This window comes from Allobosea sp. GW823-FHT02B03, assembly GCF_058797755.1.
In genome coordinates this window covers 256057-281168 of record NZ_JBXAJY010000004.1, presented here as the reverse complement: position 1 = coordinate 281168, position 25112 = coordinate 256057, and the positions used below count along the sequence as shown (strand labels likewise).

Annotated in this window: 25 protein-coding genes and 1 pseudogene; 14 read left to right on the top strand and 12 right to left on the bottom strand. The window is 66.7% G+C overall.

From position 1 onward, the window contains the following. The first annotated feature begins 127 nt into the window (after nt 1-127). The 4 genes and pseudogenes from pncB to AC1REK_RS14915 all read left to right on the top strand — a co-directional run bounded on the left by pncB (nt 128) and on the right by AC1REK_RS14915 (nt 4768). Entirely contained in the window at nt 128-1432 is a 1305-nt protein-coding gene (gene pncB / locus AC1REK_RS14930; protein WP_066477453.1) for a nicotinate phosphoribosyltransferase, read from the top strand. A 73-nt stretch (nt 1433-1505) separates the two neighbouring features. Beyond that, a pseudogene (locus AC1REK_RS14925) lies at nt 1506-2408 on the top strand (translation factor GTPase family protein); the annotation flags it as partial. A gap of 303 nt (nt 2409-2711) precedes the next feature. Beyond that, on the top strand, nt 2712-4112 hold the full coding sequence (locus AC1REK_RS14920) for a selenium-binding protein SBP56-related protein (RefSeq protein WP_492269446.1): 1401 nt from the start codon (nt 2712-2714) through the stop codon (nt 4110-4112). A 2-nt stretch (nt 4113-4114) separates the two neighbouring features. Next, on the top strand, nt 4115-4768 hold the full coding sequence (locus AC1REK_RS14915; RefSeq protein WP_492269447.1) for a hypothetical protein: 654 nt from the start codon (nt 4115-4117) through the stop codon (nt 4766-4768). Between the two features lie 57 nt (nt 4769-4825). Here the strand turns inward: AC1REK_RS14915 and AC1REK_RS14910 are convergent, their stop codons facing one another. The 7 genes from AC1REK_RS14910 to ykgO form a co-directional block, all read right to left on the bottom strand. Further along, nucleotides 4826-5554: a class I SAM-dependent methyltransferase gene (locus AC1REK_RS14910; RefSeq protein WP_492269448.1), complete on the bottom strand. Its 729-nt coding sequence runs from the start codon at nt 5552-5554 to the stop codon at nt 4826-4828. 232 nt (nt 5555-5786) lie between these two features. Next, nucleotides 5787-8636, bottom strand: a complete 2850-nt coding sequence (locus AC1REK_RS14905; protein WP_492269449.1) for an autotransporter domain-containing protein — start codon at nt 8634-8636, stop codon at nt 5787-5789. Nucleotides 8637-8837: 201 nt separating this feature from the next. Next, nucleotides 8838-9566, bottom strand: a complete 729-nt coding sequence (locus AC1REK_RS14900) for an RES family NAD+ phosphorylase (protein ID WP_492269538.1) — start codon at nt 9564-9566, stop codon at nt 8838-8840. Beyond that, nucleotides 9560-9973, bottom strand: coding sequence for an MbcA/ParS/Xre antitoxin family protein (locus tag AC1REK_RS14895; RefSeq protein ID WP_316019053.1), 414 nt, complete (start codon nt 9971-9973; stop codon nt 9560-9562). Before AC1REK_RS14895 ends, AC1REK_RS14900 begins: the two co-directional genes overlap by 7 nt. A 72-nt stretch (nt 9974-10045) precedes the next feature. Then, the gene (locus AC1REK_RS14890) at nt 10046-11002 is read right to left on the bottom strand and encodes an alpha/beta fold hydrolase (RefSeq protein WP_492269450.1); all 957 of its coding nucleotides are present in this window, start codon (nt 11000-11002) and stop codon (nt 10046-10048) included. A 44-nt stretch (nt 11003-11046) separates the two neighbouring features. Further along, nucleotides 11047-11697 carry a tetratricopeptide repeat protein gene (locus AC1REK_RS14885; protein WP_327522696.1) on the bottom strand — a complete coding sequence of 217 codons (651 nt, stop codon included), beginning with the start codon at nt 11695-11697 and terminating at the stop codon, nt 11047-11049. A 168-nt stretch (nt 11698-11865) separates the two neighbouring features. After that, nucleotides 11866-11991 (bottom strand): type B 50S ribosomal protein L36, encoded by a 126-nt coding sequence (ykgO, locus tag AC1REK_RS14880; protein WP_038363015.1) that lies wholly within the window; start codon nt 11989-11991, stop codon nt 11866-11868. Between the two features lie 290 nt (nt 11992-12281). Between ykgO and AC1REK_RS14875 the strand changes: the two genes are divergently transcribed. Continuing rightward, nucleotides 12282-13193, top strand: a complete 912-nt coding sequence (locus AC1REK_RS14875) for a tellurite resistance TerB family protein (protein ID WP_492269451.1) — start codon at nt 12282-12284, stop codon at nt 13191-13193. 54 nt (nt 13194-13247) lie between these two features. Here AC1REK_RS14875 and AC1REK_RS14870 read toward each other — a convergent pair whose 3' ends face one another. From AC1REK_RS14870 to AC1REK_RS14860, 3 genes are all read right to left on the bottom strand, one after another. Beyond that, a complete protein-coding gene (locus tag AC1REK_RS14870) occupies nt 13248-13577 on the bottom strand; it encodes an SMR family transporter (protein ID WP_492269452.1) in 330 nt (109 codons plus the stop codon). Nucleotides 13578-13646: 69 nt separating this feature from the next. Further along, a complete protein-coding gene (locus AC1REK_RS14865) occupies nt 13647-13979 on the bottom strand; it encodes an NIPSNAP family protein (RefSeq protein ID WP_066477413.1) in 333 nt (110 codons plus the stop codon). A gap of 2 nt (nt 13980-13981) precedes the next feature. After that, complete coding sequence (locus tag AC1REK_RS14860) at nt 13982-15166, bottom strand: pyridoxal phosphate-dependent aminotransferase (RefSeq protein ID WP_492269453.1); 1185 nt, start codon at nt 15164-15166, stop codon at nt 13982-13984. 358 nt (nt 15167-15524) lie between these two features. Between AC1REK_RS14860 and AC1REK_RS14855 the strand changes: the two genes are divergently transcribed. The 9 genes from AC1REK_RS14855 to denD (AC1REK_RS14815) all read left to right on the top strand — a co-directional run bounded on the left by AC1REK_RS14855 (nt 15525) and on the right by denD (AC1REK_RS14815) (nt 23065). Next, the gene (locus AC1REK_RS14855) at nt 15525-17363 is read left to right on the top strand and encodes an IlvD/Edd family dehydratase (RefSeq protein ID WP_492269454.1); all 1839 of its coding nucleotides are present in this window, start codon (nt 15525-15527) and stop codon (nt 17361-17363) included. Between the two features lie 181 nt (nt 17364-17544). Further along, nucleotides 17545-17757: a hypothetical protein gene (locus AC1REK_RS14850; RefSeq protein ID WP_492269455.1), complete on the top strand. Its 213-nt coding sequence runs from the start codon at nt 17545-17547 to the stop codon at nt 17755-17757. A gap of 126 nt (nt 17758-17883) precedes the next feature. Further along, nucleotides 17884-18723, top strand: a complete 840-nt coding sequence (locus AC1REK_RS14845) for an isocitrate lyase/PEP mutase family protein (protein WP_492269456.1) — start codon at nt 17884-17886, stop codon at nt 18721-18723. Then, on the top strand, nt 18720-19046 hold the full coding sequence (locus tag AC1REK_RS14840; protein WP_492269457.1) for an immunity protein CdiI family protein: 327 nt from the start codon (nt 18720-18722) through the stop codon (nt 19044-19046). The genes AC1REK_RS14845 and AC1REK_RS14840 overlap by 4 nt, the downstream gene beginning before the upstream one ends. Continuing rightward, the gene (locus tag AC1REK_RS14835; RefSeq protein ID WP_492269458.1) at nt 19043-19720 is read left to right on the top strand and encodes a GNAT family N-acetyltransferase; all 678 of its coding nucleotides are present in this window, start codon (nt 19043-19045) and stop codon (nt 19718-19720) included. The genes AC1REK_RS14840 and AC1REK_RS14835 overlap by 4 nt, the downstream gene beginning before the upstream one ends. A 1-nt stretch (nt 19721) precedes the next feature. Beyond that, nucleotides 19722-20168: a GNAT family N-acetyltransferase gene (locus AC1REK_RS14830; RefSeq protein ID WP_492269459.1), complete on the top strand. Its 447-nt coding sequence runs from the start codon at nt 19722-19724 to the stop codon at nt 20166-20168. Nucleotides 20169-20193: 25 nt separating this feature from the next. Beyond that, entirely contained in the window at nt 20194-20940 is a 747-nt protein-coding gene (locus AC1REK_RS14825) for an SDR family oxidoreductase (RefSeq protein WP_066477402.1), read from the top strand. 121 nt (nt 20941-21061) lie between these two features. Further along, nucleotides 21062-22054 carry a D-erythronate dehydrogenase gene (gene denD / locus AC1REK_RS14820; RefSeq protein WP_492269460.1) on the top strand — a complete coding sequence of 331 codons (993 nt, stop codon included), beginning with the start codon at nt 21062-21064 and terminating at the stop codon, nt 22052-22054. 27 nt (nt 22055-22081) lie between these two features. Further along, nucleotides 22082-23065, top strand: coding sequence for a D-erythronate dehydrogenase (gene denD / locus AC1REK_RS14815; RefSeq protein WP_492269461.1), 984 nt, complete (start codon nt 22082-22084; stop codon nt 23063-23065). A gap of 150 nt (nt 23066-23215) precedes the next feature. On the opposite strand, the gene AC1REK_RS14810 is transcribed toward denD (AC1REK_RS14815), so the two are convergent. Both AC1REK_RS14810 and AC1REK_RS14805 read right to left on the bottom strand, forming a co-directional pair. Further along, complete coding sequence (locus AC1REK_RS14810; protein WP_492269462.1) at nt 23216-24034, bottom strand: AprI/Inh family metalloprotease inhibitor; 819 nt, start codon at nt 24032-24034, stop codon at nt 23216-23218. Then, a complete protein-coding gene (locus AC1REK_RS14805; protein WP_492269463.1) occupies nt 24019-24993 on the bottom strand; it encodes a 2-hydroxyacid dehydrogenase in 975 nt (324 codons plus the stop codon). Before AC1REK_RS14805 ends, AC1REK_RS14810 begins: the two co-directional genes overlap by 16 nt. Between the last annotated feature and the right edge of the window lie 119 nt (nt 24994-25112).

The window sequence follows — 25112 nt, the reverse complement described above, 5'->3', positions numbered from 1 at the left end:
CGCCGCAATGCGGCTTGTCCGGGACGACCCTGTTTGCATTGGAAGTGCACGGCGAGCACCCGCCATTCCCCTGCGGCCGCCCCTGCTCTACTGCTTGAGTTCCCGCTCCCGGCAGCCTGCGACCGCCATGGCCATCACCGACATCGCCTCACGGACCTACAACCACAGCTGGCGGCTCGACCCGATCGTCCGCAGCCTGCTCGACACCGATTTCTACAAGCTCCTGATGCTGCAGATGATCAGGAGCTTCCACCCAAAGGTCGAGGTCACCTTCGGGCTGATCAACCGCAGCAAGGCGATCCGCCTCGCCGAGGTGATCGACGAGGGCGAATTGCGCGCCCAGCTCGACCATGCCCGCGAACTGCGCTTCACCAAGAAGGAACTGATCTGGCTCGCCGGCAACAGCTTCTACGGCAAGACCCAGATGTTCACGCCGGACTTCATCGCCTGGCTCGCCGAGTTCCGCCTGCCGGAATACGAGCTCCGCAAGGTCGACGGACAATATGAGCTGACCTTCGCCGGCCCCTGGACCCATTCGATGATGTGGGAGATCCCGGCGCTCGCCATCGTCAACGAGCTGCGCTCGCGCCAGGCGCTGAAGGGCTGGGGGCGCTTTGCGCTCGACGTGCTCTATGCCCGCGCCAAGTCGAAGCTCTGGGACAAGGTCGAGCGGCTGAAGAAGCTTCCGGACCTGCGCATCTCCGATTTCGGCACGCGCCGCCGCCATGGCCATCTCTGGCAGCGCTGGTGCGTCGAGGCGCTGAAGGAGGGCCTCGGCCCGACCTTCACCGGCACCTCCAACGTCCTGCTCGCCATGGAAAACGATCTCGAGGCGATCGGCACCAACGCCCATGAGTTGCCGATGGTGCTCGCCGCGCTGGCCAATAACGACGAGGAACTAAGGGCCGCGCCGTATCGCGTGCTCGACGAATGGCGCCAGGTCTATGCCGGAAACCTCCTGATCGTGCTGCCAGACGCCTTCGGCACCACCGCTTTCCTCGACGATGCTCCCTCCTGGCTTGCCGACTGGACCGGCTTTCGCCCCGACAGCGCCCCGCCGATCGAGGCCGGCGAGCAGATCATCGCTTGGTGGCAGGCGCAGGGGCGCGATCCCCGGAGCAAGCTGCTGATCTTCTCCGACGGCATGGACATCGACTCGATCGAAGAGGCCTATCACCATTTCCACGGCAGGGTCCGCACCAGCTTCGGCTGGGGCACCAACCTCACCAACGACTTCGTCGGCTGCTCGCCTGACGGCACGCCCGATCTCGACCCGATCTCGCTGGTCTGCAAGGTCGTCAGTGCCAATGGCCGCCCGGCGGTGAAGCTCTCCGACAACCCCAACAAGGCGACGGGAACGCCGGAGGAGATCGCGCGGTATCTCAGAGTGTTCGGCGGGGCGGACCGGAAGGCGAAGGCGGTACGGGTCTAAGTGCGGAGGCGTGAGAAAAATCTCCGCCCTCGCCCCGTTGCGGTTTTTTTGATGTGGCTGCAACATTTTCCGCATGATGAAAAAGCGGCCTGCACCTTGGCCCCTGATTGAAATCGCGATCGAGCCGAAGTCCAAGGCCGACCGGGAGAAGCTGAGCCTCGCCCTGTCCAAGCTCGCGGACGAGGATCCGTCCTTCCGCGTTTCTGTCGACCATGAGAGCGGCCAGACCATCCTGAAGGGCACGAGCGAGCTCCATCTCGACATCAAGGTCGAAACCCTGAAGCGCACCGACAAGGTCGACGTGAATATCGGCGCGCCGCAGGTCTCATATCGCGAGACGATTACCAGGAAGGCCGAGATCGACTACACCCTCAAGGGGCAGACCGGCGGCATAGCCCAGTTCGCCCGCGTCAAGCTCGTCGTACAGCCAAGCGAGACCGGCAAGGGCTTCACGTTCGAGCCGAAGATCACTAGCGGCGCAGTGCCGAAGGATTACATTCTCGCCGTCGAGAAGGGTCTGCGATCGGTGATCTCATCGGGTGTTCTCAGCGGTTTCCCGGTGATGGACGTCGAGGTCCAACTGATCGACGGTGCCTTCCACGAGGTCGAAGCCTCGGCCATGGCCTTCGAGATCGCGGCGCGTGCGGCGTTGCGCGAAGGTCTTCAGAGGGGCGGATCGATGCTGCTCGAGCCGATCATGAAGGTCGCGGTCTCGACCCCGGAAGGCTATATCGCCTCGGTCATCGGCGACCTGAACTCGCGTCGCGGCCAGATCCAAGGCCAGGACACGCGCGGCAACGCCGTCGTGATCAATGCGCTTGTACCGCTTGCGAACATGTTCGGACTATCGGACACACTTCGCGCGCATTCCGAAGGGCAGGCGACGTTTACAGCGACTTACGCTCATTACTCTCCTGTATCGCAGCCGGACGATCCCGAGCCGCCACCGGCTATGGCTGCTGCCTTGCGCGCCTAAGCTGCTATCCACCTCAACCCGACCGTTGCGCTCGCATCTCGCACCGCCCTCCCTACCCTGGAACGGTCCTCGAGCCACTCCGGAAGCAGACCGGCTCTACGCAACGGTATCAGGACCGAAAACGGCCCAACCGCACCCTTCGCCCCCGCCCAGTGAACCGACCTGACCTTCCGTAAGACACAAACATTCGGCATCATCCGACGTTGCTACCCCAGAACAGTGCTTCATAGGGCGCCGACCAGCGCGGAATGACGCGCAACCGGATGGCCAGGCGCTCCCCACGTCAGTAAGGGAGGCATCTCGATGAATATTCGGCCTGATCCAACATTTCACCCATCGCCGAAGCTCGCAATGGAAGCCCCGGCCGAGAATTTTGCCTACACGCTGTTGCTTAGCCCCGACTTCTCGAAGCCTGACGCCCTTGCCGTCGTCGACGTAAAGCCCGGCTCGCCGACCTACGCGCAGGTCGTGCATACTGTGGTGATGCCCAATAAGGGAGATGAGTTTCATCACTTCGGCTGGAACGCCTGCTCCTCCTCGCTGTCGCCCTTGACCGGCCACGCCTTCCTCGAGCGGCGCTATCTGATCATTCCGGGAATTCGCTCCTCGCGCATCTATGTGATCGACACCAAGCCGGATCCGACCAAGGCCAGCATTCACAAGATCATCGAGCCCGAGGAGGTATTCAGGCGGACAGGCTATTCGCGCCCGCACACGATCCATTGCGGGCCGGAAGGCATCTATGTCAGCACGCTTGGCGGCGCTGGCGAGCGGGGTACGGACGGCCCTCCCGGCGTCTTCATCATGGATTGCCGGACCTTCGACATTCTCGGCCGCTGGGAGATCGATCGCGGCCTGCAGGACAAGCACTATGATTTCTGGTGGAACCTGCCGCGCGACTACATGGTGTCGAGCGAGTGGGCGCTGCCGCCGCAATTCGAGAACGGCATCGTCCCCGAGGATCTTCTTTCCAACAAATATGGCCACCGGATCCATTTCTGGGATCTGCGGCAGCGCCGCAACGTGCAGACGATCGATCTCGGCGCCAACCACCAGATGGCACTCGAGGTTCGTCCGGCCCATGATCCCAGTCGCGAACACGGCTTCCTCGGGGTGGTCGTCGACACCACCAATCTCGAGGGCTCGATCTGGACCTGGTGGCGCGAGGGCGGCAAGTTCCATATCGAGAAGACGGCGACCATCCCGGCCGAGCCGGCGCAGAAGGACGATCTGCCCCCGCTTCTGCAGGGCTTCGGCGCCGTGCCGCCCTTGGTCACCGATATCGACCTCTCGATGGACGACCGGTTCCTCTACGTCTCCTGCTGGGGCACCGGCGAGATGCGCCAATACGATGTTTCGGAGCCGAGGAAGCCGAAACTGACGGGCTCCGTGCATATCGGCGGCATTGCGCGGCGCACCCCGCATCCAAATGGCAAGGCCTATCGCGGCGGGCCGCAAATGGTCGAGATCAGCCGCGACGGCAAGCGGGTCTACTGGACCAATTCGCTCTATTCGACCTGGGACGACCAGTTCTATCCCGGCGGCGTGCCGGCAGCGCAGGTCATGGCTGTTGCCGGCCCGAATGGGGGCCTCGAACTCGCCCGCGACTACTGGGTCAGCTTCCCCAACGGCTACCGGGCGCACCAGATCCGGCTCGAGGGAGGCGACTGCTCGACCGACTCGTTCTGCTATCCGTCGGTCTGACCTTGGGCGAGCTCGACTGGGGGCGAGCCGGCCTATGGGCCGCGGTGGTGCTGAGTGGTGCCTATCACGGCGTCAATCCCGGGATGGGTTGGCCGCTTGCCGTCTCCGCGGGCCTCCTGGAACGCAGCTCGCGCACATTATGGGCAGCACTCGGCTCGCTGGCGCTTGGCCATTTCCTTTCGATGCTCGCGGCGATCCTGCCCTTCGCCTTGCTGGCCAGCCTTCTGGACTGGCAGCGCCAGATTCAGCTCGGAGCCAGTCTGCTGCTGATCGGTTTTGGCGGCTTTCTCCTCATCCGGCCAAGGCACCCGCGTGCCTTGGCGCGAATCCCGCCATCGCAACTCATGCTCTGGTCCTTCGCGGTCGCCATCGCTCACGGCGCCGGCCTCATGCTCGTGCCGATCTACCTTGGCCTTTGCCGCTCCTCCGACATGGATGGCGGGCACCGCGCGGCCAATGTCCTGATCAGCTCCAATTTCGACACCGCCTTGCTGGTCGGCCTGGTCCATACGCTCGCACTGCTCGCCGCAGCCGGCGCGTCGGCATGGCTGGTCTACCGGTATCTCGGACTGAAATTCATCTCGCGAAGCTGGTTCAACCTCGATGCGATCTGGGCACTGAGCCTCGTCGCGATCGGCTTGCTTTCGCTTCTCTGAAACACCGCGGCAAGGCTACGATCACCGGGGTCCGAGGACCCCGGAGGCCGCTCCGCCTCAACGCTGCGCCGACACCAGCAGCATCATCGGTCGCTCCAACTCCTCCGCCAGTTCCGGCTGCTCTGCGATCTGTGCTGCCGCGGGCGCGAACTCCTCGACATGGCGGATCGTCCAGCCCGCGGCGATCAGGCTGTTCAGCGTCGTCCCCAGCGTCCGGTGATATTTGAGGACGCCGTCGGTGAACCAGTTGGTGCGGCGCTCGCCTTCCAGTGCATAGCGGTTCACCGGCCAGGTCTTGCGCCCGTCCTCGTCAGGCCACCAGCGCGGATGGGCTGCCGCCATGTAGATCGGGTGCTCGATCGTGAAGACGAACTGCCCGCCCGGCCGAAGAGCCCGGTGCAGCATGCGAACGAGCCGCCCGAAATCGGCGATGTAGTGGAAGGTCAGGGCACTGTAGGCGAAGTCGAACGCGGCCGGCAGCAGTTCCAGCGTCTCGATATCGGCGATTTCGTAGGTGATCGCGGCATCGGAGCTCTGCGCCCGGGCACGCGCGATCATCTTCTCCGAGACGTCCAGCCCCACGACGGCCTCGGCGCCCTGCTCGCGCGCCCAGCGCGCGAACCAGCCGAAGCCGCAGCCGAGGTCGACGACATGCTTGCCCTTCAGATCGGGGACAAGCGCGCGGATGGAAGGCCATTCTGGCGCGCCGGCGAGGCCATGCACCTGCCGCGGAAGCTGGCTGTAGCCGGCGAAGAATTCGGGGTTGTCATAGATGTTCTGTGCCATGAGGGGGCTCCATCGGTCATTGGGATGGACGAGGCACAGGCGGCAAGACAGCCTCGTCCGTTTCCGGCGAGGCTGCGGGTGCGCGATACGCTTGGACTAACGCGATCGATGCCCCGGCATCCCGCCTGTGGGGATGCCGGCGAGCCGGGAGACAATCAGCGTGTCCTTCTCGATCATGCCGACATTATTCGGGGAGGCCCGAGGCCTGTCAACGAGGCCCGGTGCCCGCCTGCTACCAGCTGGCGCGCAGCCCGGCGGTGACGGCGTGGGCGGTCGCATCGCGGTTGAGGCGCACATCGTAGTCGGCGAACAGCGTGAGGTTCCGGCCGGCACGGGCCGAGAGGCCGACGCCGAGGATCGCGCTGTCGCGGGCGACCCGCGGGCCGCGAACCGGGAAGCTCGCTGCCGGCGCCCCGATGAAGGCGGTGTCGACCACCACGGCATCGTCGAGGAATTCGTGCTGCCAGCGGCCTCTCGCCTCGACCGCGAAGCGGCCCTCGCCAAGATCGAACTCCCGCATCAGGCGCAGCCCGATGCTGCCGAGCAGGCTCGAAGCCGACTGTCCGGCCGCGGCCAGGCCGATGCTCTGGGCCCCGGTCTCGCTGAAGCTGCCCTGCCTGAGGAAGGTGTAGCGCAGCCCCAGAAGCGGCTCGACCGTCGACCAGCCGAGATCGAAGGCGTAGCCGGCTTCCAGCGCGCCGGTGAAGCGGTCGCCGTCATAATCGGCCTTCGCCTGTCGCGACAGGCCACCGAAGCCGATGCTGCGCTCGCTCTCGAAATTGAGGCGGCCATAGCCGAGAAGACCGTCCAGGCGCAGCTTGCCGCTGGCATAGCTGCCATAGAATGCGCCCTCATAGGCGTCGATGCTGCCCTTGCCGGAGTGACGGCGGAAATCGGCGTCCGTGCTGGAATAGCCGAAGCCGAATCCGGCCAGGAAGGAGGGCGTGATTTGCCGGTCGAAGCCGCCGATCACGCCGCCCCCGCGATAGCTCGCGCCGCCGGCATTGGCGTCGCTGCCGAGCCTGCCGGTGAAGCCGTAGCCGCGCGCCCAGGCATTGTTGTTGGCGGTGGCCTGCGCAGGCAGCCGCATCAGCATCGCCGCGGCCGGATTGGTCGCCGCGCTCGCGGTATAGGCCAGCGGCAGATCGGCGCTCGTCGCATCTGCCTGGCCTGAACGCAGGGCGCCGAGGCGCTGGGAGATCATGCTGCCGAGCTGTCCGGCGCCGCCGAGGGCAAGGGTGGAAAGGCCCGCATGCACCTCGCCGGACAGGCTGGCAAGCGCGCCGCGTGCCCCCTCCCGTGTTCCCGCATGCTGCAGCAGAAGCGCGACGTCGCGCAGATCCTGGTCGGCGCTGGCCAGCCCGCGCTCGAGCGCCCCGCCGACCGCGCACTGATTGGCAGAGGCGCAGACGCCGGGCGTATCGAAGGGCAGCCCCTGGAGATCGAGATAGGCGGTGTTGGGTTCGTAGCGCAGGCTCGCCCGGATGAAGGGCGCGGTGCCGTCGCCGAACGGCCCCTCGACTCCCGCGAAGCGACCGGAAATACCCCGATCGGCGGTGAGCACCGCCATGGAGAGCTGGCGCGGCAGGAACTGCCGCTCTCCGGCCAGGGCAACCCAGCCTGCGAGCCCCGCCGTGCCGGTGACGGCGAGGTGGTTCTGGCCTCCTTCCGGCCCGAACTGCTGCACCAGCAGGCCGCCCGCCTCCTGCACGAAATTGCCGTCGATCCTCAGCGTGCCGACGCCGTTCCGGTCACCGGCCCAGATTGTGCCGGCATTGCTGACATTGCCGGTGATCAGACCGGTGCCAGCGAGCGTGCCCGCTGCGGCGACGCTGGTCGGCGAGGCGATGCTGCCCATCACCGACAGGAAGCCGCCCTCGACGCGCGTCGCCCCCGCATAGGCGCTGTTGCCGGTGAGCACGAGCTCGCCGGCACCGCGCTTCACCAGCCCCCCGGCCCCGACGATGTCGTTTCCGAAATGGGCGACACCGCCGGGCTGCTCGACGACGAAATCGCCCCAGTCGAAACGGCCGGGGCCGAGCACGGCCTTGCCGACATCGAGCAGGCCGTAGCCATAGATCTCGTCCACGCCGGGCGGGCCGATATCCCGGGCGGTGCCGAGCAGGGTCTGGCGCACCTGGTCGGCACTGAAGAACGGGAACATCTGCCAGACCAAAGCCGCCGCGCCCGTGACATGGGGAGCGGCGAAGGAGGTGCCAAACGTCTTGGTGTAGCCGCCGTCCTTGTCGGCGACGACGATGGGATCGTCTGGATAGGGATTGGGGAACCACCAGTCGCCGCCGCCGGGCGCAGCCAGGCACCAGTTCTTCGCCACGCCGCACCGGTTGGTGTAGAATGGTTCATAGCCCGGCCCAACGGCCGACACCGCCAGCCAGCCGCGCTCCAGTTCGGGGAAGAGGTGAGGCAGGCCGGCATGGACGCTCGATTGATCCAGACCCTGGTTGGCCGCGCCAAAGACGTTGAGAACTCCTGCGGCGACAGCGCGCTGATAGACAGCCAAGCTTGACGCATCCTCTGACAGGAAGCTGCCCGGTGTGAACGCTGTAACCGGGCGGTCATCACCGTAGCTGTTGTTGATTACACGGACGCCGCGCGCGATCAGCGCGTTATAACCCCTGATGATGAAATTCGCGTCGAACATTCCCGTGCCGTCGTCGACGCCGGCCATGATGACCGTCGTCCCCGGAGCCACGCCGTGCACGCCGACGCCGTCCCTATTGGCCGCGATCACCGAGGCGACATGGGTGCCGTGCCCGAAACGATCGATCGCCCCCGCCGTCTCAGTCAGATAGTCGTAGCTACCGCCATAGCGGCCGGCGAATTCGGGATGCGCCGCGAAGATGCCGGAGTCGACCACCCCGATGAGGACACCGGTACCATCGACGCCCCGCGCATAGGCGTCCGCGGCGCGGATCGTCTCGAGCCCCCATTGCGCCCTGTACTCGGGCGTCCGCCAGCTGTCGGGATCGGTGAGCAGAGGGCCCGTTTGAGCGACGGACGGAGTGACGAGAGCCGTCGACAGCAGAAGAGCCGCGACGCTAGGCACAAGCAGGAATTTCACGCAGCCCCCAAGGCAGGAAGGCGAGTCGCCCCCCGCGATCTCGCCGGCCGCAACCCTGCCGCCGCGGCGCCGAAATGGTCAATACGGAACACGCGTCGGGCGGTCGGATATCCGCCCTTGGTTCGGTGCTTCCGAACGGCGAATGCAGTTCTTGCTGCCCGAACGGTAAATCGGAAAGCCGGCTTTCGACCCATGGGCCGTCTAAGAGTCGGCGGGCTCGCCAATGCGAAAAACCTTGCCGGTTCCGGCCTCGCGATAGAGGTCCACGCGCGCGCCATCCCAGTGATAGTCGAGATGCCGGCCCTGCACAGGATCGCGCGCAAGGTCCGGCCAGAACAGCCCGACGCATTCAGCGCCCGGCCGGCGCACGCTCGGATAGACGACGCCGTCGGCGCCCTCCGCCCGGAGCCGCGCGCCCAGCGCCTGCCCGGCCTCGTAGCCCTCCCCGAGCAGCAGCGGACTTGCTCCGACCGTCTCGCCGCGCAGATCGTGCAGCGAGCCTTGGACCGAGAGGAGGATCTCGCGGAACTGCGAGCTCCAGCCCGGCGGCTCCCTGGTCCGCGCCATGAAGCGCGCATGATGGTGGATCGTCTCGAAAAGGGCGGTCTCGAAGACATCGCCGACGTAGAGCACGCCATAGGAGCCATCGCTGAACCGGCTCGGCCGGTCCTGGCTGACATGGGTGAACGGCGCCATCAGCAGGCTCGCCCCCGGGCCGGAGACACGGCGGCCCGGGGGCACCAGATCGAGATTGCCGATCGTCTCCATCAGTCGCGGATTGGTCTTCATCTCCGCCGAGATCAGCAGCGGCCAATCGGCGGGGTCGGCGATGTCCTCGAACAGGTCGATCGGCGGGAAGGCGCTGCGGATGATGCGGACCGCCGCCGGCCACGCGACCGGCGCGATCGGAAATTCGCCGGAACTCACCAGAGCCCGCGCTCGGCGTCGAGATAGCGGCGCACCCGCATCAGATCGGTGAGTTCGCCGCCGAGCATGACCGCGAGCGCCGACCTGCCGCCGAAGGCGTCATTGCCGGCCTTGATCCAAGCATAGCCGCGCTGCGGCTCACGGAAGATCAGGCGCAGCGCCTTGTGGATGCCCATCAGGTTGGAAAGGCGAGCCGCGCCGTCGCGGTCGATCCGGCCAATCTCGCCGGCCTTCCAACGCCGGTAGCTGCGCACCGGCTGGTCGAGCAACACGGCGGCCTCCTCATCGGTGACGCCCCAGAGCCGGAACAGATTGACCGCCGCCCGGAACATCGCCGCCGCCTCCTCCTGCGTGATCGCGGCGGGAGAAAATGGCGCCGCGGCGGTATCGACCGGTGAGAGCGCAGTCATGACATAACCTCCATATGGCATCATATGGATAAATTCATGCCATTTGGCAAGATCAGCCCGGCGATTGGCCGCTCAGGGTCGGTCGCGCGCCGCTCCGAACATCGCGTCGACGGCCGCGGCGATCAGCTCCGGCGCGGCATGGTGCGGCATGTGCCCGACGCCCGGCAGCAACACCAGCCGGCCTTGCGGCGCCTCGCGCGCGATCGCCGCAGAATGGATCGCCGGCGGAACGATGGTGTCACGGTCGCCGGCGATCGCCAGCACCGGCAGTTCGAGGCCGCCATAGCGCGGCGCCTGCGCGGAGAGGAAATCGTGGGCCGCCGCCATGTCCTCCGCGTTGGATTGCTGGATGTCTGGACGCAGCAGCAGGCGGACCTCGCCTGCCGCCTCATGGCAAGGCCTTGGCGCAGTGGCCTCAACTGCCGTGCTGTCGCCGTCGCCGAGCCGATGGCGCGCCAGGGGCACGGCAACGACCCGGCTGTACAGCGGCCCGATCCAGGGCATGGCGGCGATGCGCTGCGACCAGGCGATGCCGCCCGGCCAGGGATGGCTCATGGCGCCGAGCAGCACGAGCCCCTGCAGGCGCTCCGGCCGGTCGAGCGCAATCCGCGACGAGAGCGCTCCCGCAAGCGAATGAGCCACGATCACGAAGCGCTCCGGAGCGATCTGGTCGAGCGCCTGCATCAGCGCCTGCGCCTGCCGGCTGGGATCGGCCATCGCCCGCCCGGCCAGCCGCTCGCTCCAGCCATGGCCGGGACGATCCAGCGCAATGACGCGATAATCGGAAAGTTTCGGGCCCAGTCTCGCGAGCAGATCGGCATGGTTGTCATAGGCGCCATGGACCAGCACCACCGTGCCGCGCGGCTCGCCTGCGGGCCGGCACTCCCGGTAATGCAGCCGCCCGCCCTCGACGCTGGCGAAGGCTCCCCGGGGCGGATGGCGTGCCTCGACCCGGGCGCGGGTGACTTCACTGAAGAGGGCGAGCCCGACTGTGACCAGGAGGATGGCTACGAGGACGAAGCGCAGCATCGCCAATCCATCTCGGGCAGCGGAGCCCGGTCCCGATGCGCCGCTCAGGCGTCGCGGCCGTCGACCTCGATCTTGAGCGCCTCGACGGCTTCCTTGACCGCTTCGAGCTCGGGATAGATCGCGAGCACCTGACGGTAGGCGACCATGGCGCGCTTGTCGTCGCCCTGCTGGCGCAGGATCGTGCCGAGCCCCATCATCGCGCCGTAATGGCGCGGTTCGCGCTTCAGCGTCTCGCTGATGTCGTACAGAGAGCGAATCGGGTCGCCGAGCAGGAAGAGCGCATTGGCCCGCTGATTCCAGCCCTCGGCCCAGTCCGGCTCCAGCGCGATCACCCGGTCGAGCAACTCGATCGCCAGCGGCAGCTCCTGGGCCTTCACCGCCTGCTGCGCCCGGCTCATCAGGAGATCGGCGGTGTCCGAGCCCGAGCGGGCCCAGCGGCGCTGGATCAGATTGGCGATGCCCTTGGCTTCTTCCGGCGTCTTGGCGGCGGCGAGGCGCTCGAACAGCTTGTCGAGCGTCGCGGCCGGGCTGCGCGGCGCGGGCGCCTCCGGCTGACTGGGCTTGTCGTCCATGTCCGCTGGCGGCACCGCGCCGTCGCGTGAAGGCGGCACCGGCTGCGCCCAAGCGGACAGCGGCGCCGTCACGGCGAGCGACAGCGGCACCAGCGCCAGGCGGAGGAAACGAGCGAGCCTCATGCCCCTGAATGTAGGCGGCATCCGGCCGGCGTCAATTCACGGGACGGCGAGACCGCCGGCAGGTCGCAACCGGCCAAGCCAAAAAAGCGGGCCGCACCGAAGTGCAGCCCGCTGATCTTGATCATCTGGCAAGGTGCCGGTCGCCGCGGCGCAAAGCCGCGAGCGAACTCAGCCCTGGCGCGCCTTGAAGCGCTTCTGGACCTTGTTGATGATGTAGACGCGGCCCTTGCGGCGCACGAGCTGGTTGTCGCGATGACGGGCGCGCAGCGACTTGAGCGAATTGCGGATTTTCATGGTCCGGACTCCCATCGGCTCGCCCTGCGGCGAAACCGGTCAAAAATTTCTGGCGCGACGCGAACCGTTTGACCGGCCCTCATCGAACAAACGACAGCGCGCCTGATGCGATGGCGGCTGTATAAGGCCTTTGACGCCGAAAGCAAGGGCAAAGGCGCCGAAATCATCGCCTTTGTCGCAACCGGCCGCCGCCATCCTCCCGCCGTTTTCGCATGACCCGTCTAGCGGCCACAGAAAGCGGTGCCTAGAGTGCGCCGCCGCCCCGGCATGCCTTCCGAAGGAGTCCTTCGATGTTCAACGCCAAATCCCTTCTCGATGCGCTCGTCAGCGCCGGCAACCAGATTGGTGCCCAGGGTGGGCAGCAGGGTGCGCAGGGCGGCAGCGGTGGGCTGGGCGGAATGCTCGGCAATATCGCCCAGCAGGTCCAGCAAGCCGGCGGCGCCGGCGGCCTCACCGGCATGGCCGGCCAGATCTTCGGCCAGGCGACCCAGGGCGTCCAGGACGCTGCCCAGAAGACCGGGCTGCAGCAGGGCGCGACCGACATCGTCGGCCAGCTCTCCGGCGGCAAGACCCCGGAACAGCTGATCGCCCAGGCCAAGGGCATGATCGGCAACAACCAGCTCGCTGCCGGCGCCCTGCTCGGCGGCCTCGGCGCCCTGATCTTCGGCACCTCGGCCGGACGCTCGATCGCCGGCTCGGCGGCCAAGGTCGGGGGGCTCGCCCTGGTCGGCGGCCTCGCCTACAAGGCCTATCAGAACTATCAGGCCGGCAAGCCGCTGCTCGGCGCCGAGCAGCAGGCGCTGCTGCCCGCTCCCGCCGGTTCGGGCTTCGAACCGGAAGCCGCGAGCGATGCCAATGCGCTGATCTTCATCCGCGCCATGATCGCCGCCTCCGCCTCCGACGGCCATATCGACGATGCCGAGCGCAACGCCATTCTCGGAGGCCTGCGCGAGGCCGGCTTCGATCCGGAGGCCAATACCTGGCTCGCCAACGAGATGGCCAAGCCCGCCTCGGTCGACGAACTGGTCGAGGGCGCTGAATCGCCGGAGCTCGCGGCGCAGATCTATACGGCTGCCCGCATCGCCATCAACCCGGACAAGCCGGCGGAGAAGGACTTCCTTGCCGGGCTCGCCGGCTCGCTCGGCCTCGATGCCGAACTGGTGGCGAACATCGACGCCGCCGCCAGCGCCGCGAAGGTCTGAGGCCGACATTCACCATCCGCCGGCGCAATCAGTGCCGGCGGGTGGGCCGGTCGCTCAATGGGCGACCGATTTCGAGAAGGCGTTGATCACCACGACGCCGCCGACGATCAGGCCCATGCCGATCACTGCCGGCAGGTCGAGCTTCTGCCCGAACAGCACCAGTGCGATCAGGCTGATCAGCACGATGCCGACGCCCGACCAGATCGCATAGGCGATGCCGACCGGCACGGTGCGCAAGGTCAGCGACAGGAAGTAGAACGCGCTCGCGAAGGCGACGAGGGTGATCAGCGAGGGCACCGGCCGGCTGAACTGCTCGGACGCCTTCAGGGCCGAGGTGCCGATCACCTCGCTGACGATCGCGATTGCGAGATAAAGATAGCTCATGCGGTCAGACTCTTCCTTCGCCCCGGCCCTCGGGAGAGCCGGCAGACGCGCTCGCCATATCTGCCGGCTTCAGGGCGCGCGACGCGCGCCCTTGTCGTCCTCGAAGACCGGCCGGAAGAACGAGCGCTCATAGCTGATGATGAAGCGGTGCTTTTCGTTCAGCGCGACGGCCGCCAGGCACTCCTCGTCCTTGAACGAGGCCTCACGGTATTCCTCATAAGCGGCCAGCGACGGAAAGCTGAACATCGCCAAAGCGACGTTCGAGGTCCCTTCCGACGGCATGAAATAGCCGTGATGCTTGCCGCCGAACTTCTCGACCAGCCTGATCCAGAGCTTGCCGTAATGCTCGAAGGCCGGCAGCTGATAGGGATCGACGACATAGCGCAGATGGCAGGTGATCATGCTCAGGCCGCCTTCGCGCTCTTGAGGAACTCGCCCATCCGGCCGAGCGCCCGCTCGATATTCTCCAGCGAGTTGGCATAGGAGAGGCGGATATAGCCCTCGCCGTGCACGCCGAAATCCGGCCCGCCGATGGTCGCGACGCCGGTCTCCTCGAGCAGTGCCGAGGCGAGCTTCTTCGCCTTCCAGCCGGTCTGCGAGACGTTCGGGAAGGCGTAGAACGCGCCCTTCGGCTCGATGCAGGAAACGCCCGGCAATTCGTTCAGCCCGGCGACCACTGCCTTCCGGCGCCGATCGAACTCGGCGAGCATCATCGCGACCGCGTCCTGCGGGCCGGTCAGCGCCGCGAGCCCCGCCCATTGCGCCGGCGCGTTGACGCAGGAATGCGAGTTCACCGCGAGCTTGCGGGCATTGTCGTAGAGCGGCTTCGGCCAGACCGAGAAGCCCATGCGCCAGCCGGTCATGGCATAGGTCTTCGACCAGCCATTGAGCAGGATCAGCCGGTCGCGGATCTCCGGATAGCTCAGCAGGCAGACATGCTTCTCGCCGTCATAGAGCATCTGGTCGTAGATCTCGTCCGACATCACGGCGACATCGGGGAAGTTCGCGAGACCGGCAACGAGCTTGTCGACCTCGGCCTTCGGCGTCACGCCGCCGGTCGGGTTCGCCGGCGAGTTGACGATCAGCAGCCGCGTCTTCGGCGTGATCAGGGAGAGCGTCTCCTCGGCCGAGAAGGCAAAGCCATTTTCCTCGCGGATCGGCACCGGGATCGGCGTCGCGCCGGTGTACTCGATCATCGAGCGATAGATCGGGAAGCCGGGATCGGGATAGAGGATCTCGGCGCCGGGTTCGCCGAACATCAGGATCGCCATGAACATGGTGACCTTGCCGCCCGGCACGATCATCACCTCTTCCGGCGAGACGTTCACGGCATAGCGCTTGTGCAGGTCGGCCGCGACCGCCTCGCGCAGGGGCAGGATGCCGTTGGCCGGCGTGTAGCCATGATGGCCGTCGCGCAGCGCCTTCACCGCCGCCTCGACGATATGCTCCGGCGTCGGGAAATCCGGCTGGCCGATGCCGAGATTGATGATGTCCTTGCCCTGGCGCTGCAATTCGGTCGCCCGCGCCAGCACGGCAAAAGCGTTCTCCTCGCCGATCCGGGCGAAGGATGGGACGACCTGGAGCGTCATGGCTGTTTCCTCTTGCGCTTGTTGTCGCACCCGTCCCGCGGGCCGGGCCTGCCTTCTGCGCCTGTCTTGGCCGCAAAGCCGCGCCCGGGCAAGCCCGCTCTGGACCCCGGCACCTGCGCTCCGGGCCGGGCTGGGCCGCATTTGGAACACTTGCAAACTGCGCCGCCGCGACCTTTGCTGGTCCCGGGCGCGCATTGACGATTGGCAGGCCGCTCAAAGCTGCTGTATGCAGAATACAGCAGCTGCGGCAAGCTCCCTTGCCGATCTGTCCGGACCGGCATGACCTGTCGGTCAAATCGATTTAAAGACGATGCCGAAGCGGCTCGAAGGCCGCCTGGCCGCGAGAGGAAACGACGGGATGGCCAAGAGCCCCACAGGCAAGACTCCGAACGGCAAGAAGCCGGTCCGCAAGATCAAGCCGGAGCAGCTCCGCTCCAAGGCCTGGTTCGACAACCCCGCCAACGCCGACATGACCGCGCTCTATATCGAGCGCACCATGAACTTCGGCCTGTCGCGCGAGGAGCTGCAGTCGGGCCGCCCGATCATCGGCATCGCCCAGACCGGCTCCGACATCGCCCCCTGCAACCGCCATCACCTCGAGCTCGCCAGCCGCGTCCGCGACGGCATCCGCGAGATGGGCGGCGTGCCCTTCGAATTCCCGATCCACCCGATTCAGGAAACCTGCAAGCGGCCGACCGCCTCGCTCGACCGCAACCTGCAGTACCTTTCGCTGGTCGAGATCCTCTACGGCTACCCGATCGACGGCGTCGTTCTGACGACGGGCTGCGACAAGACCACCCCGGCCCAGATCATGGCGGCGGCGACGGTCGACATCCCGGCGATCGCCCTGCCGGGCGGCCCGATGCTGAACGGCGACTTCCGCGGCGAGCGCACCGGCTCGGGCACGATCGTCTGGAAGGCGCGCCAGATGATGGCCGCCGGCGAGATCGACTATCGCGGCTTTGTCGACCTGGTCGCCTCCTCGGCGCCGTCGGCCGGCCACTGCAACACCATGGGCACGGCCTCGACCATGAACGCGCTCGCCGAGGCGATGGGCATGACCCTGCCCGGCGCCGCCGCGATCCCGGCCCCCTACCGCGACCGCTACGAGATGGCCTATCTCACCGGCCGCCGCATCGTCGAGATGGTCTGGGAGAACCTGATCCCCTCGAAGATCCTGACGCGCGAAGCCTTCGAGAACACCATCGTCATCAACTCGGCGATCGGCGGCTCGACCAACGCGCCGGTCCACGTCAACGCCATCGCCAAGCATATCGGCGTGCCCCTCGACAACGAGGACTGGACCAAGATCGGCTACGACACGCCGCTCCTGGTCAACATGCAGCCGGCCGGCGAGTATCTCGGCGAGGACTATTACCGCGCCGGCGGCCTGCCCGCCGTGATTGCGGAGCTGCTCGAGAAGGGCAAGCTCAAGCCGGCGATCACCGCCAACGGCCGCACCCACGAAGAGAACTGCAAGGGCTTCTTCGCGATCAACCGCGACGTCATCAAGAGCTATGACGAGCCGATGAAGAAGGAGGCCGGGTTCCTCAACCTCTCCGGCAACCTGTTCGACTCGGCGATCATGAAGACCTCGGTGATCACGCCGGAATTCCGCAAGCGCTATCTCGAGAACCCGAAGGACCCGATGGCCTTCGAGGGCCGCGCGATCGTCTTCGACGGACCGGAGGATTATCACCACCGCATCGACGATCCGGCGCTCGCCATCGACGAGCACTGCGTCCTGTTCATCCGCGGCGTCGGGCCGATCGGGTATCCGGGCGCGGCCGAGGTCGTGAACATGCGGCCGCCGGATTACCTCATCAAGAAGGGCGTTTCCGCGCTGGCCTGCGTCGGCGACGGCCGCCAGTCCGGCACCTCGGGCTCGCCCTCGATCCTCAATGCCTCGCCGGAAGCGGCGACCGGCGGCGGGCTCGCCCTGCTCAAGACCGGCGACAAGGTCCGCATCGACCTGAGGAAGCGCACGGCCAACATCCTGATCTCGGACGAGGAGCTGGCGCAGCGCCGGGCCGAGTTCAAGGCCAATGGCGGCTACAAGTATCCGAAGAGCCAGACGCCCTGGCAGGAGATTCAGCGCAAGATCGTCGGTGAGCTCTCCGAGGGCATGGTGCTGAAGCCGGCGGTCAAGTACCAGAAGATCCACAAGAAGTTCGGCGTGCCGCGCGACAACCACTGATCGCGCGACTGCCTTCCTGGCTGTCAACCCGGCCGGACAGTAGCGACGGGATCCATCGCAAGGCGCCGGCCTTTGCGATGGATCCCGGATTTGCGCAGCTTCGATGGTTGTCCGGGATGATGGCAAAGCTACTGCGGCAAGACTTGTTCCGCTTCGCGCGTCCGTCCTTTAGGCTTTGAGCATGGAAGCGCTCTCGGGGCAGCTCTTGCTGGCGCAGCAAACGAACCTGACGATGATGGCCGCGGCCATGGCGGGCACTTTGCTCGGCGCGGCCATCGCATACTGGTGCCGCGGGCCGCGCATGGTCAGTGCTGGTGCGATCATAGGCGCCTTCGCATTGCCCCTCTCCGTTCTCGCCCTGGCCGCTCTTGTCCAGAGCAGAATGCTCGATTGAGACCTTCCATCAGTTTCCATACCGCAGACGCATTCCCGCTCGCCGGCAGATGCGCGTGAACGGGGCTGACAAATCGGCGCAAGAACGACAGTATGGCGCCCCTAAACCGTTTTGAAACGATTTAAAATGGCTTACAGCCCGCAGGTCGAGACCTTCCGAAAGCTCCATGAAGCCGGCTGCTTCGTCATGCCCAATCCCTGGGACGAAGGTTCGGCCCGCTGGCTGCGCGGACAAGGTTTTCCGGCCCTGGCCTCGACCAGCGCCGGCTTCGCCTTCACCAGGGCCCGCGCCGACCAGGACGTGCCGCGCGACATGATGCTGGCGCATCTCGCGGAGCTGGTGAAGGCAGTGCCGGACCTGCCGATCAATGCCGATTTCGAGAACGGCTATGCCGACACGGCAGACGGCGTCGCCGCCAACGTCAAGCTCTGCATCGCGACCGGCGTCGCCGGCCTCTCGATCGAGGATGCGACCGGCCGCACCGAGGACCCGCTCTATCCGTTCGAGCTCGCGGTCGAGCGCGTCCGTGCCGCCCGCCGCGCCATCGACGAGACCGGTTCCGGCGTGCTGCTGACCGCCCGCGCAGAGTGCTTCCTGACCGGCCATCCCGATCCGCTGAACGAGTCGGCACGCCGCATCAGCGCCTATGCCGAGGCGGGCGCCGACGTGCTCTATGCCCCCGGCCCGAAGACCTCGGCCGATATCGGCACCATCGTTGCCGCAGCCGGCGGAAAGCCGGTCAATGCGCTCGTCTACGGCGATTTCGGCCTCAGCGTTTCCGACATCGCCGCGGCCGGCGCCCGCCGGATCTCGATCGGCGGGGCCCTCGCCCGGGCCGCCTGGGCGGCCTTCATCGAGGCCACCCGCCTGATCAAGGACGAGGGCAGTTTTCGGGGCTTTGCCGGCAATGGCGCCTCCGCCCCGCTCAACCCGTTCTTCCGCGACGATCTGAAGGCACGCTCGTGACCGACAAGCTCGTCATCGCGCCTGAATGGCTCGGCCGCAGCGGCCTCTGGCTGATCGACGCCAAGGGCAAGCGCAAACCGGTCGACGCCGAGGATATCGGCCTGTCGGACGCTCTCGCCGACCGGCTCGAAAGCTGGATGGACTCCTTCGACGCGATCTATGACGAGACGAACGAGGCCGCCTCCGATTTCGGCAATGCGGTCGAGCGGCTCGCCTGGGAAGCCGAGGGCGCCGCGCTGGCAGAGGCCATCATCGGCGAGCTCGGCTCGGACTGGGACGTCACGCAGGATCTGAACGGCTGGCGCGGGAAGGTGGCGAAATGAACCCGGTTCTGGACTGGACACCCCCGCCCTTCCCGCCTGCCAAGGTCCTTGATGGCCGCTATTGCCGGCTCGAACCGATCGATCCGGCCAAGCATCTCGACGACATCTGGGCGGCGATGGCCGGCCATGACGACCTCTGGGAATGGATGCCGGCCCATCCGCCCAAGGACAAGGCGGCCTATGGCGAGCTGCTGGCGACTATGGTCGCCAAGCCCGGCATCGTGCCCTTCGCCGTGATCGACAAGGCCGACGGCAAGGCCAAGGGCCATCTCTGGCTGATGGAGATCCGCCCGGAGCAAGGTGTCTTCGAGGTCGGCTACATCACCTATTCGCCAGCCTTGCAGCGCACCCGGGTGGCGAGCGAGGCGATCTATCTCTGCGGCGCCTATGGCTTCTCGCTCGGCTATCGCCGCTATGAGTGGAAATGCAACAATCTCAACGAGCCCTCCAAGCGCGCCGCTCTGCGCTTCGGCTTTCAGTATGAGGGGCTTTTCCGCCAGCACATGGTGGTCAAGGGCCGCAACCGCGACACCGCCTGGTTCTCGATCACCGACGGCGAATGGCCGAAACGGGCCGAAGCCTTCAAGCGCTGGCTCGCGCCGGAGAATTTCGATACGGCAGGCCGTCAGAAGGCGACGCTCGCAAGCCTGATGCAGAACGCGGAAGCGGCCTGACATGTCCCTGCGCCGCGCCTCGACGGACGATATCCCGGCGATCGTCGCGCTGACCGAGGCCGCGTACCTGCCGAATGAGAGCATCATCGGCGTGCCCTCGCTGCCGCGCATCGCCGACTACACGAAGGTGCTGGCGGAGCATGAGATCTGGCTTGCCGAGACCGGCGCAGAGCTCGACGGCGTGCTGGTTCTCGAGGAAGAGCCGGCGAAGTTCACGCTCTGGAGCATCGCCGTGGCGCCTGCCGCCGCAGGCCGGAAGATCGGCTCGACCTTGATGACTTTCGCCGAGGAGCGAGCCCGCGCGCTCGGCCACGACGCCGTCCACCTCTATACGCATGCCAGGCTTGCCGAGCGCATCGGCTGGTATGAGCGGCTGGGCTACCAGACCACCCATTTCGAGGATCTGCCGGACCGCCGGCTGATCCATATGCGCAAGAACCTCCGATAGTCGGAAAGTACAAGGAAGAAGCACAATGGCTGGACGTTTGAAGGGCAAGGTTGCGGTCGTCACCGCGGCTGGGCAGGGCATTGGCCGCGCGATCGCCGAGGCCTTCGTCGCCGAGGGCGCGACCGTCTGGGCGACCGACAAGGACGTCGCCTTGCTCGAGGGCATTCCGAAGGCCAAGAAGCGCAAGCTCGACGTGCTCTCGACCAAGGCGGTCGAGGCCTTCGCCGAGAAGGTCGGCACCATCGACATCCTCGTCAACGCCGCCGGCTTCGTGCATCACGGCACTGTGCTGGAATGCGACGACAAGGCCTGGGAGTTCTCCTTCGACCTCAACGTCAAGTCGATGCACCGCACGATCAAGGCCTTCGTCCCCGGCATGCTCGCCGCCGGCAAGGGCTCGATCGTCAACATCGCCTCGGGCGCCGGCTCGGTGCGCGGCATCCCGAACCGCTATGTCTACGGCGCGACCAAGGCGGCGGTGATCGGCCTGACCAAGGCGGTCGCGGCGGACTACATCAAGAAGGGCATCCGCTCGAACGCGATCTGCCCCGGCACGATCCAGTCGCCCTCGCTCGACCAGCGCATCATCGAGCTCGCCAAGGTCACGAACACGACCGAGGCCCAGGCCCGCCAGGCCTTCATCGATCGCCAGCCCATGGCCCGTCTCGGCACCGCCGAGGAGATCGCCTGGCTCGCCGTCTATCTCGCTTCCGACGAGGCGAGCTACACCACCGGCCAGATCCACCTCGCCGATGGCGGCTTCGCGCTCTGAGCGCGCCTTCCGCCCGGCCCGGCCGGGCGGAAGAAATTCTCATAAGGTCAAAAGACCGGGCATGGTCCGCGGGAGTGGCGTCCACTCCTGCGGGCCATGCTGCAGCGACGGGAGAGACGCCATGCATGTCCTGATAACCGGCGCCGGCGGCATGATCGGCCAGCGCCTTGCCGCGCGCCTGGCGCGCGAGGGCAGCTGCAACGACCGGCCGATCTCGCGCCTGACCCTGACCGATGTCATCGCACCGCCGAAGCCGGCCGGCTTTGCCGGGCCGATCGAGATTCGCACCGAGGATGCCGCCGAGCCCGCGGTCGCCGAAGCCCTCGCCGCGCTGCGGCCCGACATCATCTTCCACCTCGCCGCGATCATCTCCGGCGAGGCCGAGCGCGATTTCGACAAGGGCTACCGGATCAATCTCGACGGCATGCGCAACCTGCTGGAGGCGATCCGGCAGGAGGGCATCCGCAACGGTCCCTATGTCCCGAAGCTGGTGTTCTCCTCGTCGAGCGGCATTTTCGGAGCCCCCTTCCCGGCCTCGATCTCCGACGAGTTCCACGTCACGCCGCTGACCAGTTACGGCGCCCAGAAAGCGATCGGCGAACTCCTGCTCGCCGACTACAGCCGCCGCGGCTTCGTCGAGGGCGTCGGCGTCCGCTTCCCCTCGATCGTGATCCGGCCCGGCAAGCCCAACGCCTCGGCCGGCGGCTTCTTCTCCGGCATCATCCGCGAGCCGCTGCAGGGGCTGGAGGCACTGCTGCCGGTCGAGGACAGCGTGCTGTTCACCCATGCAAGCCCGCGCTCGGCCGTCGGCTTCCTGATCCACGCCGCCGGCCTTAGCCGCGAACAGCTCGGCCCGCGCATCAATCTCAGCATGCCCGGCGTCTGCGTCACGGTCGGCGAGCAGATCGAGGCGCTGCGCCGCGTCGCCGGCGAGAAGGCGGTGAAGCTGATCCGGCGCGCGCCCGACAAAGCGGCCTCCGATATCGTCAAGGGCTGGCCGACCCGCTTCGACGCCGCCCGCGCCACCGCTCTCGGCTTCAAAGCCGAGAAGGATTTCGACGAGATCATCCGCATCCATATCGAGGACGACCTCGGCGGCCATCTCCCCAACTGACCAATCAGACAATCGAGGAAACACCCAATGCATGTTCTCGTTCTCGGCGGCGCCGGCATGGTCGGCCGCAAGTTCATCGAGCGGCTGGCACGCGACAAGCAGCTCGGCGGCAAGCCGGTCGACAAGGTCACGGCTCAGGACATCTTCCCGGCCAGCCCGCCGGCCAACGCCCCCTTCGCCTTCGAGACGCTGACCTCCGACCTGTCACAGCCCGGCGAGGCCGAGAAGCTGATCGCCTCGCGCCCCGAGCTGATCGTCCATCTCGCCGCCGTCGTCTCCGGCGAGGCCGAGGCCGATTTCGACAAGGGCTACCGCATCAATCTCGACGGCACGCGCTATCTCTTCGAGGCGATCCGCCATGCCGGCGACGGCTACAAGCCGCGTGTCGTCTTCACCTCCTCGGTCGCCGTCTTCGGCGCGCCCTTCCACGACAAGATCGAGGACGAGTTCTTTACCACGCCGCTGACCAGCTACGGCACCCAGAAGGCGATCGGCGAGCTCCTGCTCTGCGACTACAGCCGCCGCGGCTTCTTCGATGGCGTCGGCATCCGCCTGCCGACCATCTGCGTGCGGCCCGGCACGCCGAACAAGGCCGCGTCCGGCTTCTTCTCCAACATCATCCGCGAGCCGCTGAACGGTCAGGAGGCGGTGCTGCCGGTCTCCGACCAGGTTCGCCACTGGCACGCCTCGCCGCGCTCGGCCGTCGGCTTCCTCGTCCATGCCGCGACCATGGACACCGCCGCGATCGGCCCGCGCCGCGCGCTGACCATGCCGGGCTATTCCTGCACCGTCGCCGAGCAGATCGAGACGCTGCGCAAGGTCGCCGGCGACAACGTCGTCAAGCGCATCCGCCGCGAGATCGACCCGGTGATCGACAAGATCGTCGCCGGCTGGCCGCGGAACTTCAACGCGCAGCGCGCGACGGCGCTCGGCTTCAAGGCCGAGGCGAACTTCGAGGAGATCATCCGCGTCCATATCGAGGATGAGCTCGGTGGCAAGTTCGTCGCGTAAGGACCGAAGGCCGAACTCCTCCACCGTCATGCTCGGCCCCGTGCCGAGCATCCACGTCTTGAATACCGCACGCGATCAGCAAAGACGTGGATGGTCGGGACAAGCCCGACCATGACGAGAGAGGCCCTTTGGGCGGAAAGCTGGCCTGTCCTAAGGCAGCTTCTTCAGCAGCAATGGCGCCCCGACCGCCGGGTCCTTGCGCCATTGCCCGTCCTCGAAGACGAGCTCGACCTTGTGGCCCTTGCGGGCGATCAGCTCGAGCCGGCCGGCGACATAGCGCCAGGCCACGGGCGAGAAGATCGTCAGGCCGGTATCGGCACAGCTGCCTTCGAAGCTCGCGACGGTGGCGCCTGCGGTCTCGGACGGCGTCGCCGTCAAAGCGAGCTTGCAGACCTCCCTCCCCGGCTGGCGCATCACTGCATAGCGGCCCGCCACGCTCTCCGGTGCGGGGGCCTGGGCGGGGTCGACCGCCGTGCGGCGGGTGGCGGCAGTCGCAGCCTGTTCGGCGGCGCTCGGTGCCGGGCGCGCCGCGACGCGGGCATGCCCCTTCGGATCGAGCCCGTATTGCGCCCCGTCGCTTCCCTTGCCGCGACGCCCCGCGCCACTGGCCTTTTCATCGAAGGCGACCAGCACCTTGCCGCCCCCATCGACAAGGCGTGGAACGCCAGCGGGGCCAAGATCCCAGCCGACAGCATCGTTCAGGATCGGCAACGCCCGCCGGCAGGTTGCAGGAAAGCGCAGCTGCCAGCCTTTCGCAGCCGCTTCCGAGCCGAAAGTGACGGTGCAGCTACGCGACGCGCCGACCTTCTCGACATCCCAGGCACCGATCAAGGATTGCGGCGCGGCCGCCGGCCGACCATGCGCCGGGGGCTGCCCCTGCGCCATGACCGGTCCGGCGAGCAGAAGGAGCCCGGCGGCGAGCGCCGCGAGCCCCTTCGCGTTGCGGGTGGCGATCAGGCCTTCTTCCATGGCGTCTCGACGACCGGCGTCAGCGGGCCTTTGCCATCGAACCATGATTTCAGATTGTCGACCAGCAGCTGGCCCATCTGCTCGCGGGTGTGCACCGAGGCCGAGCCGACATGCGGCAGCAGCACGACATGGTCGAGCGCGATCAGCTCGGCCGGCACGCGCGGCTCGTCCTCGAACACGTCAAGGCCGGCCGAGAGGATGGTCTTGTCCTGCAGCGCCTTGATCAGCGCCGGCTCGTCGATGACCGTGCCGCGGCCGACATTGACGACGATGCCGTTCGGCCCGAGCGCCTTCAGCACCTCGGCATTGATGATGCGGTAGGTCGAGTCACCGCCCGGCGCGACCGAGACGAGCGTATCGACATCCTGGGCCATCTCGACCAGCGAAGGATAATAGCGGTAGGCGACGTCAGCCTGGCGCGAGCGCCCGTGATAGGCGATGTCCACACCGAAGGCCTCGAGGCGATGCGCCACGGCCTTGCCGATCCGGCCGAGCCCGACGATGCCGATCTTGCGCTTGCGCAGCGAGGTGGTCAGCGGATAGGCGCCGGTGAGCCACTTGCCCTCGCGAAGATAGCGGTCGACCTGCGGCAACTGCCTGATGGTCGCGAGCAGGAGCCCGATGGCGAGGTCGGCAACCTCGTCGGTCAGCACGTCCGGCGTATTCGTGACGATGAGACCGCGCCTGCCAGCCTCGGCCGCGTCGACATTGTCGTAGCCGACGCCGAAATTCGAGACGACCTCGAGCTTCGGCAGGGCGTCGAACAGGGCGCCGTCGATCTTGATATGCGCGCCGCCGCCAGCAACGCCGCGCACCCGGTCCTTGAGCTCGGCAAGCGCCGCTGCCTTGTCCTGCGCCTTCCAGAGCTCGTGCACGGTGAAGCGCTCTTTGAGCTGGTCGGCGGCATAGGCCATCAGCGGCCCGGTCATGATGATCTCGATCTTGTTCTGCGCGGTCATGGCCTGTGCTCTCGTGGACGTGAACGGATACCCGTCTCCGGGTTGATTTCAAAATATTAAAACGATTAAATAGACAGTAGAGGTTCAGCGCCGCTCCGCAAATCCGGACCAGCGCATTA

Coding starts and splice junctions, on each gene's coding strand:
- denD (WP_492269460.1), top strand. CDS start 21,062: ATGCATGTCCTGATAACCGGCGCCGGCGGCATGATCGGCCAGCGCCTT.
- AC1REK_RS14865 (WP_066477413.1), bottom strand. CDS start 13,979: ATGATCACCTGCCATCTGCGCTATGTCGTCGATCCCTATCAGCTGCCG.
- AC1REK_RS14870 (WP_492269452.1), bottom strand. CDS start 13,577: ATGAGCTATCTTTATCTCGCAATCGCGATCGTCAGCGAGGTGATCGGC.
- AC1REK_RS14850 (WP_492269455.1), top strand. CDS start 17,545: ATGGAAGCGCTCTCGGGGCAGCTCTTGCTGGCGCAGCAAACGAACCTG.
- AC1REK_RS14860 (WP_492269453.1), bottom strand. CDS start 15,166: ATGACGCTCCAGGTCGTCCCATCCTTCGCCCGGATCGGCGAGGAGAAC.
- AC1REK_RS14825 (WP_066477402.1), top strand. CDS start 20,194: ATGGCTGGACGTTTGAAGGGCAAGGTTGCGGTCGTCACCGCGGCTGGG.
- AC1REK_RS14890 (WP_492269450.1), bottom strand. CDS start 11,002: ATGCTGCGCTTCGTCCTCGTAGCCATCCTCCTGGTCACAGTCGGGCTC.
- AC1REK_RS14885 (WP_327522696.1), bottom strand. CDS start 11,697: ATGAGGCTCGCTCGTTTCCTCCGCCTGGCGCTGGTGCCGCTGTCGCTC.
- denD (WP_492269461.1), top strand. CDS start 22,082: ATGCATGTTCTCGTTCTCGGCGGCGCCGGCATGGTCGGCCGCAAGTTC.
- AC1REK_RS14830 (WP_492269459.1), top strand. CDS start 19,722: ATGTCCCTGCGCCGCGCCTCGACGGACGATATCCCGGCGATCGTCGCG.
- ykgO (WP_038363015.1), bottom strand. CDS start 11,991: ATGAAAATCCGCAATTCGCTCAAGTCGCTGCGCGCCCGTCATCGCGAC.
- AC1REK_RS14920 (WP_492269446.1), top strand. CDS start 2,712: ATGAATATTCGGCCTGATCCAACATTTCACCCATCGCCGAAGCTCGCA.
- AC1REK_RS14910 (WP_492269448.1), bottom strand. CDS start 5,554: ATGGCACAGAACATCTATGACAACCCCGAATTCTTCGCCGGCTACAGC.
- AC1REK_RS14875 (WP_492269451.1), top strand. CDS start 12,282: ATGTTCAACGCCAAATCCCTTCTCGATGCGCTCGTCAGCGCCGGCAAC.
- AC1REK_RS14845 (WP_492269456.1), top strand. CDS start 17,884: ATGGCTTACAGCCCGCAGGTCGAGACCTTCCGAAAGCTCCATGAAGCC.
- AC1REK_RS14835 (WP_492269458.1), top strand. CDS start 19,043: ATGAACCCGGTTCTGGACTGGACACCCCCGCCCTTCCCGCCTGCCAAG.
- AC1REK_RS14895 (WP_316019053.1), bottom strand. CDS start 9,973: ATGACTGCGCTCTCACCGGTCGATACCGCCGCGGCGCCATTTTCTCCC.
- AC1REK_RS14805 (WP_492269463.1), bottom strand. CDS start 24,993: ATGACCGCGCAGAACAAGATCGAGATCATCATGACCGGGCCGCTGATG.
- AC1REK_RS14810 (WP_492269462.1), bottom strand. CDS start 24,034: ATGGAAGAAGGCCTGATCGCCACCCGCAACGCGAAGGGGCTCGCGGCG.
- pncB (WP_066477453.1), top strand. CDS start 128: ATGGCCATCACCGACATCGCCTCACGGACCTACAACCACAGCTGGCGG.
- AC1REK_RS14855 (WP_492269454.1), top strand. CDS start 15,525: ATGGCCAAGAGCCCCACAGGCAAGACTCCGAACGGCAAGAAGCCGGTC.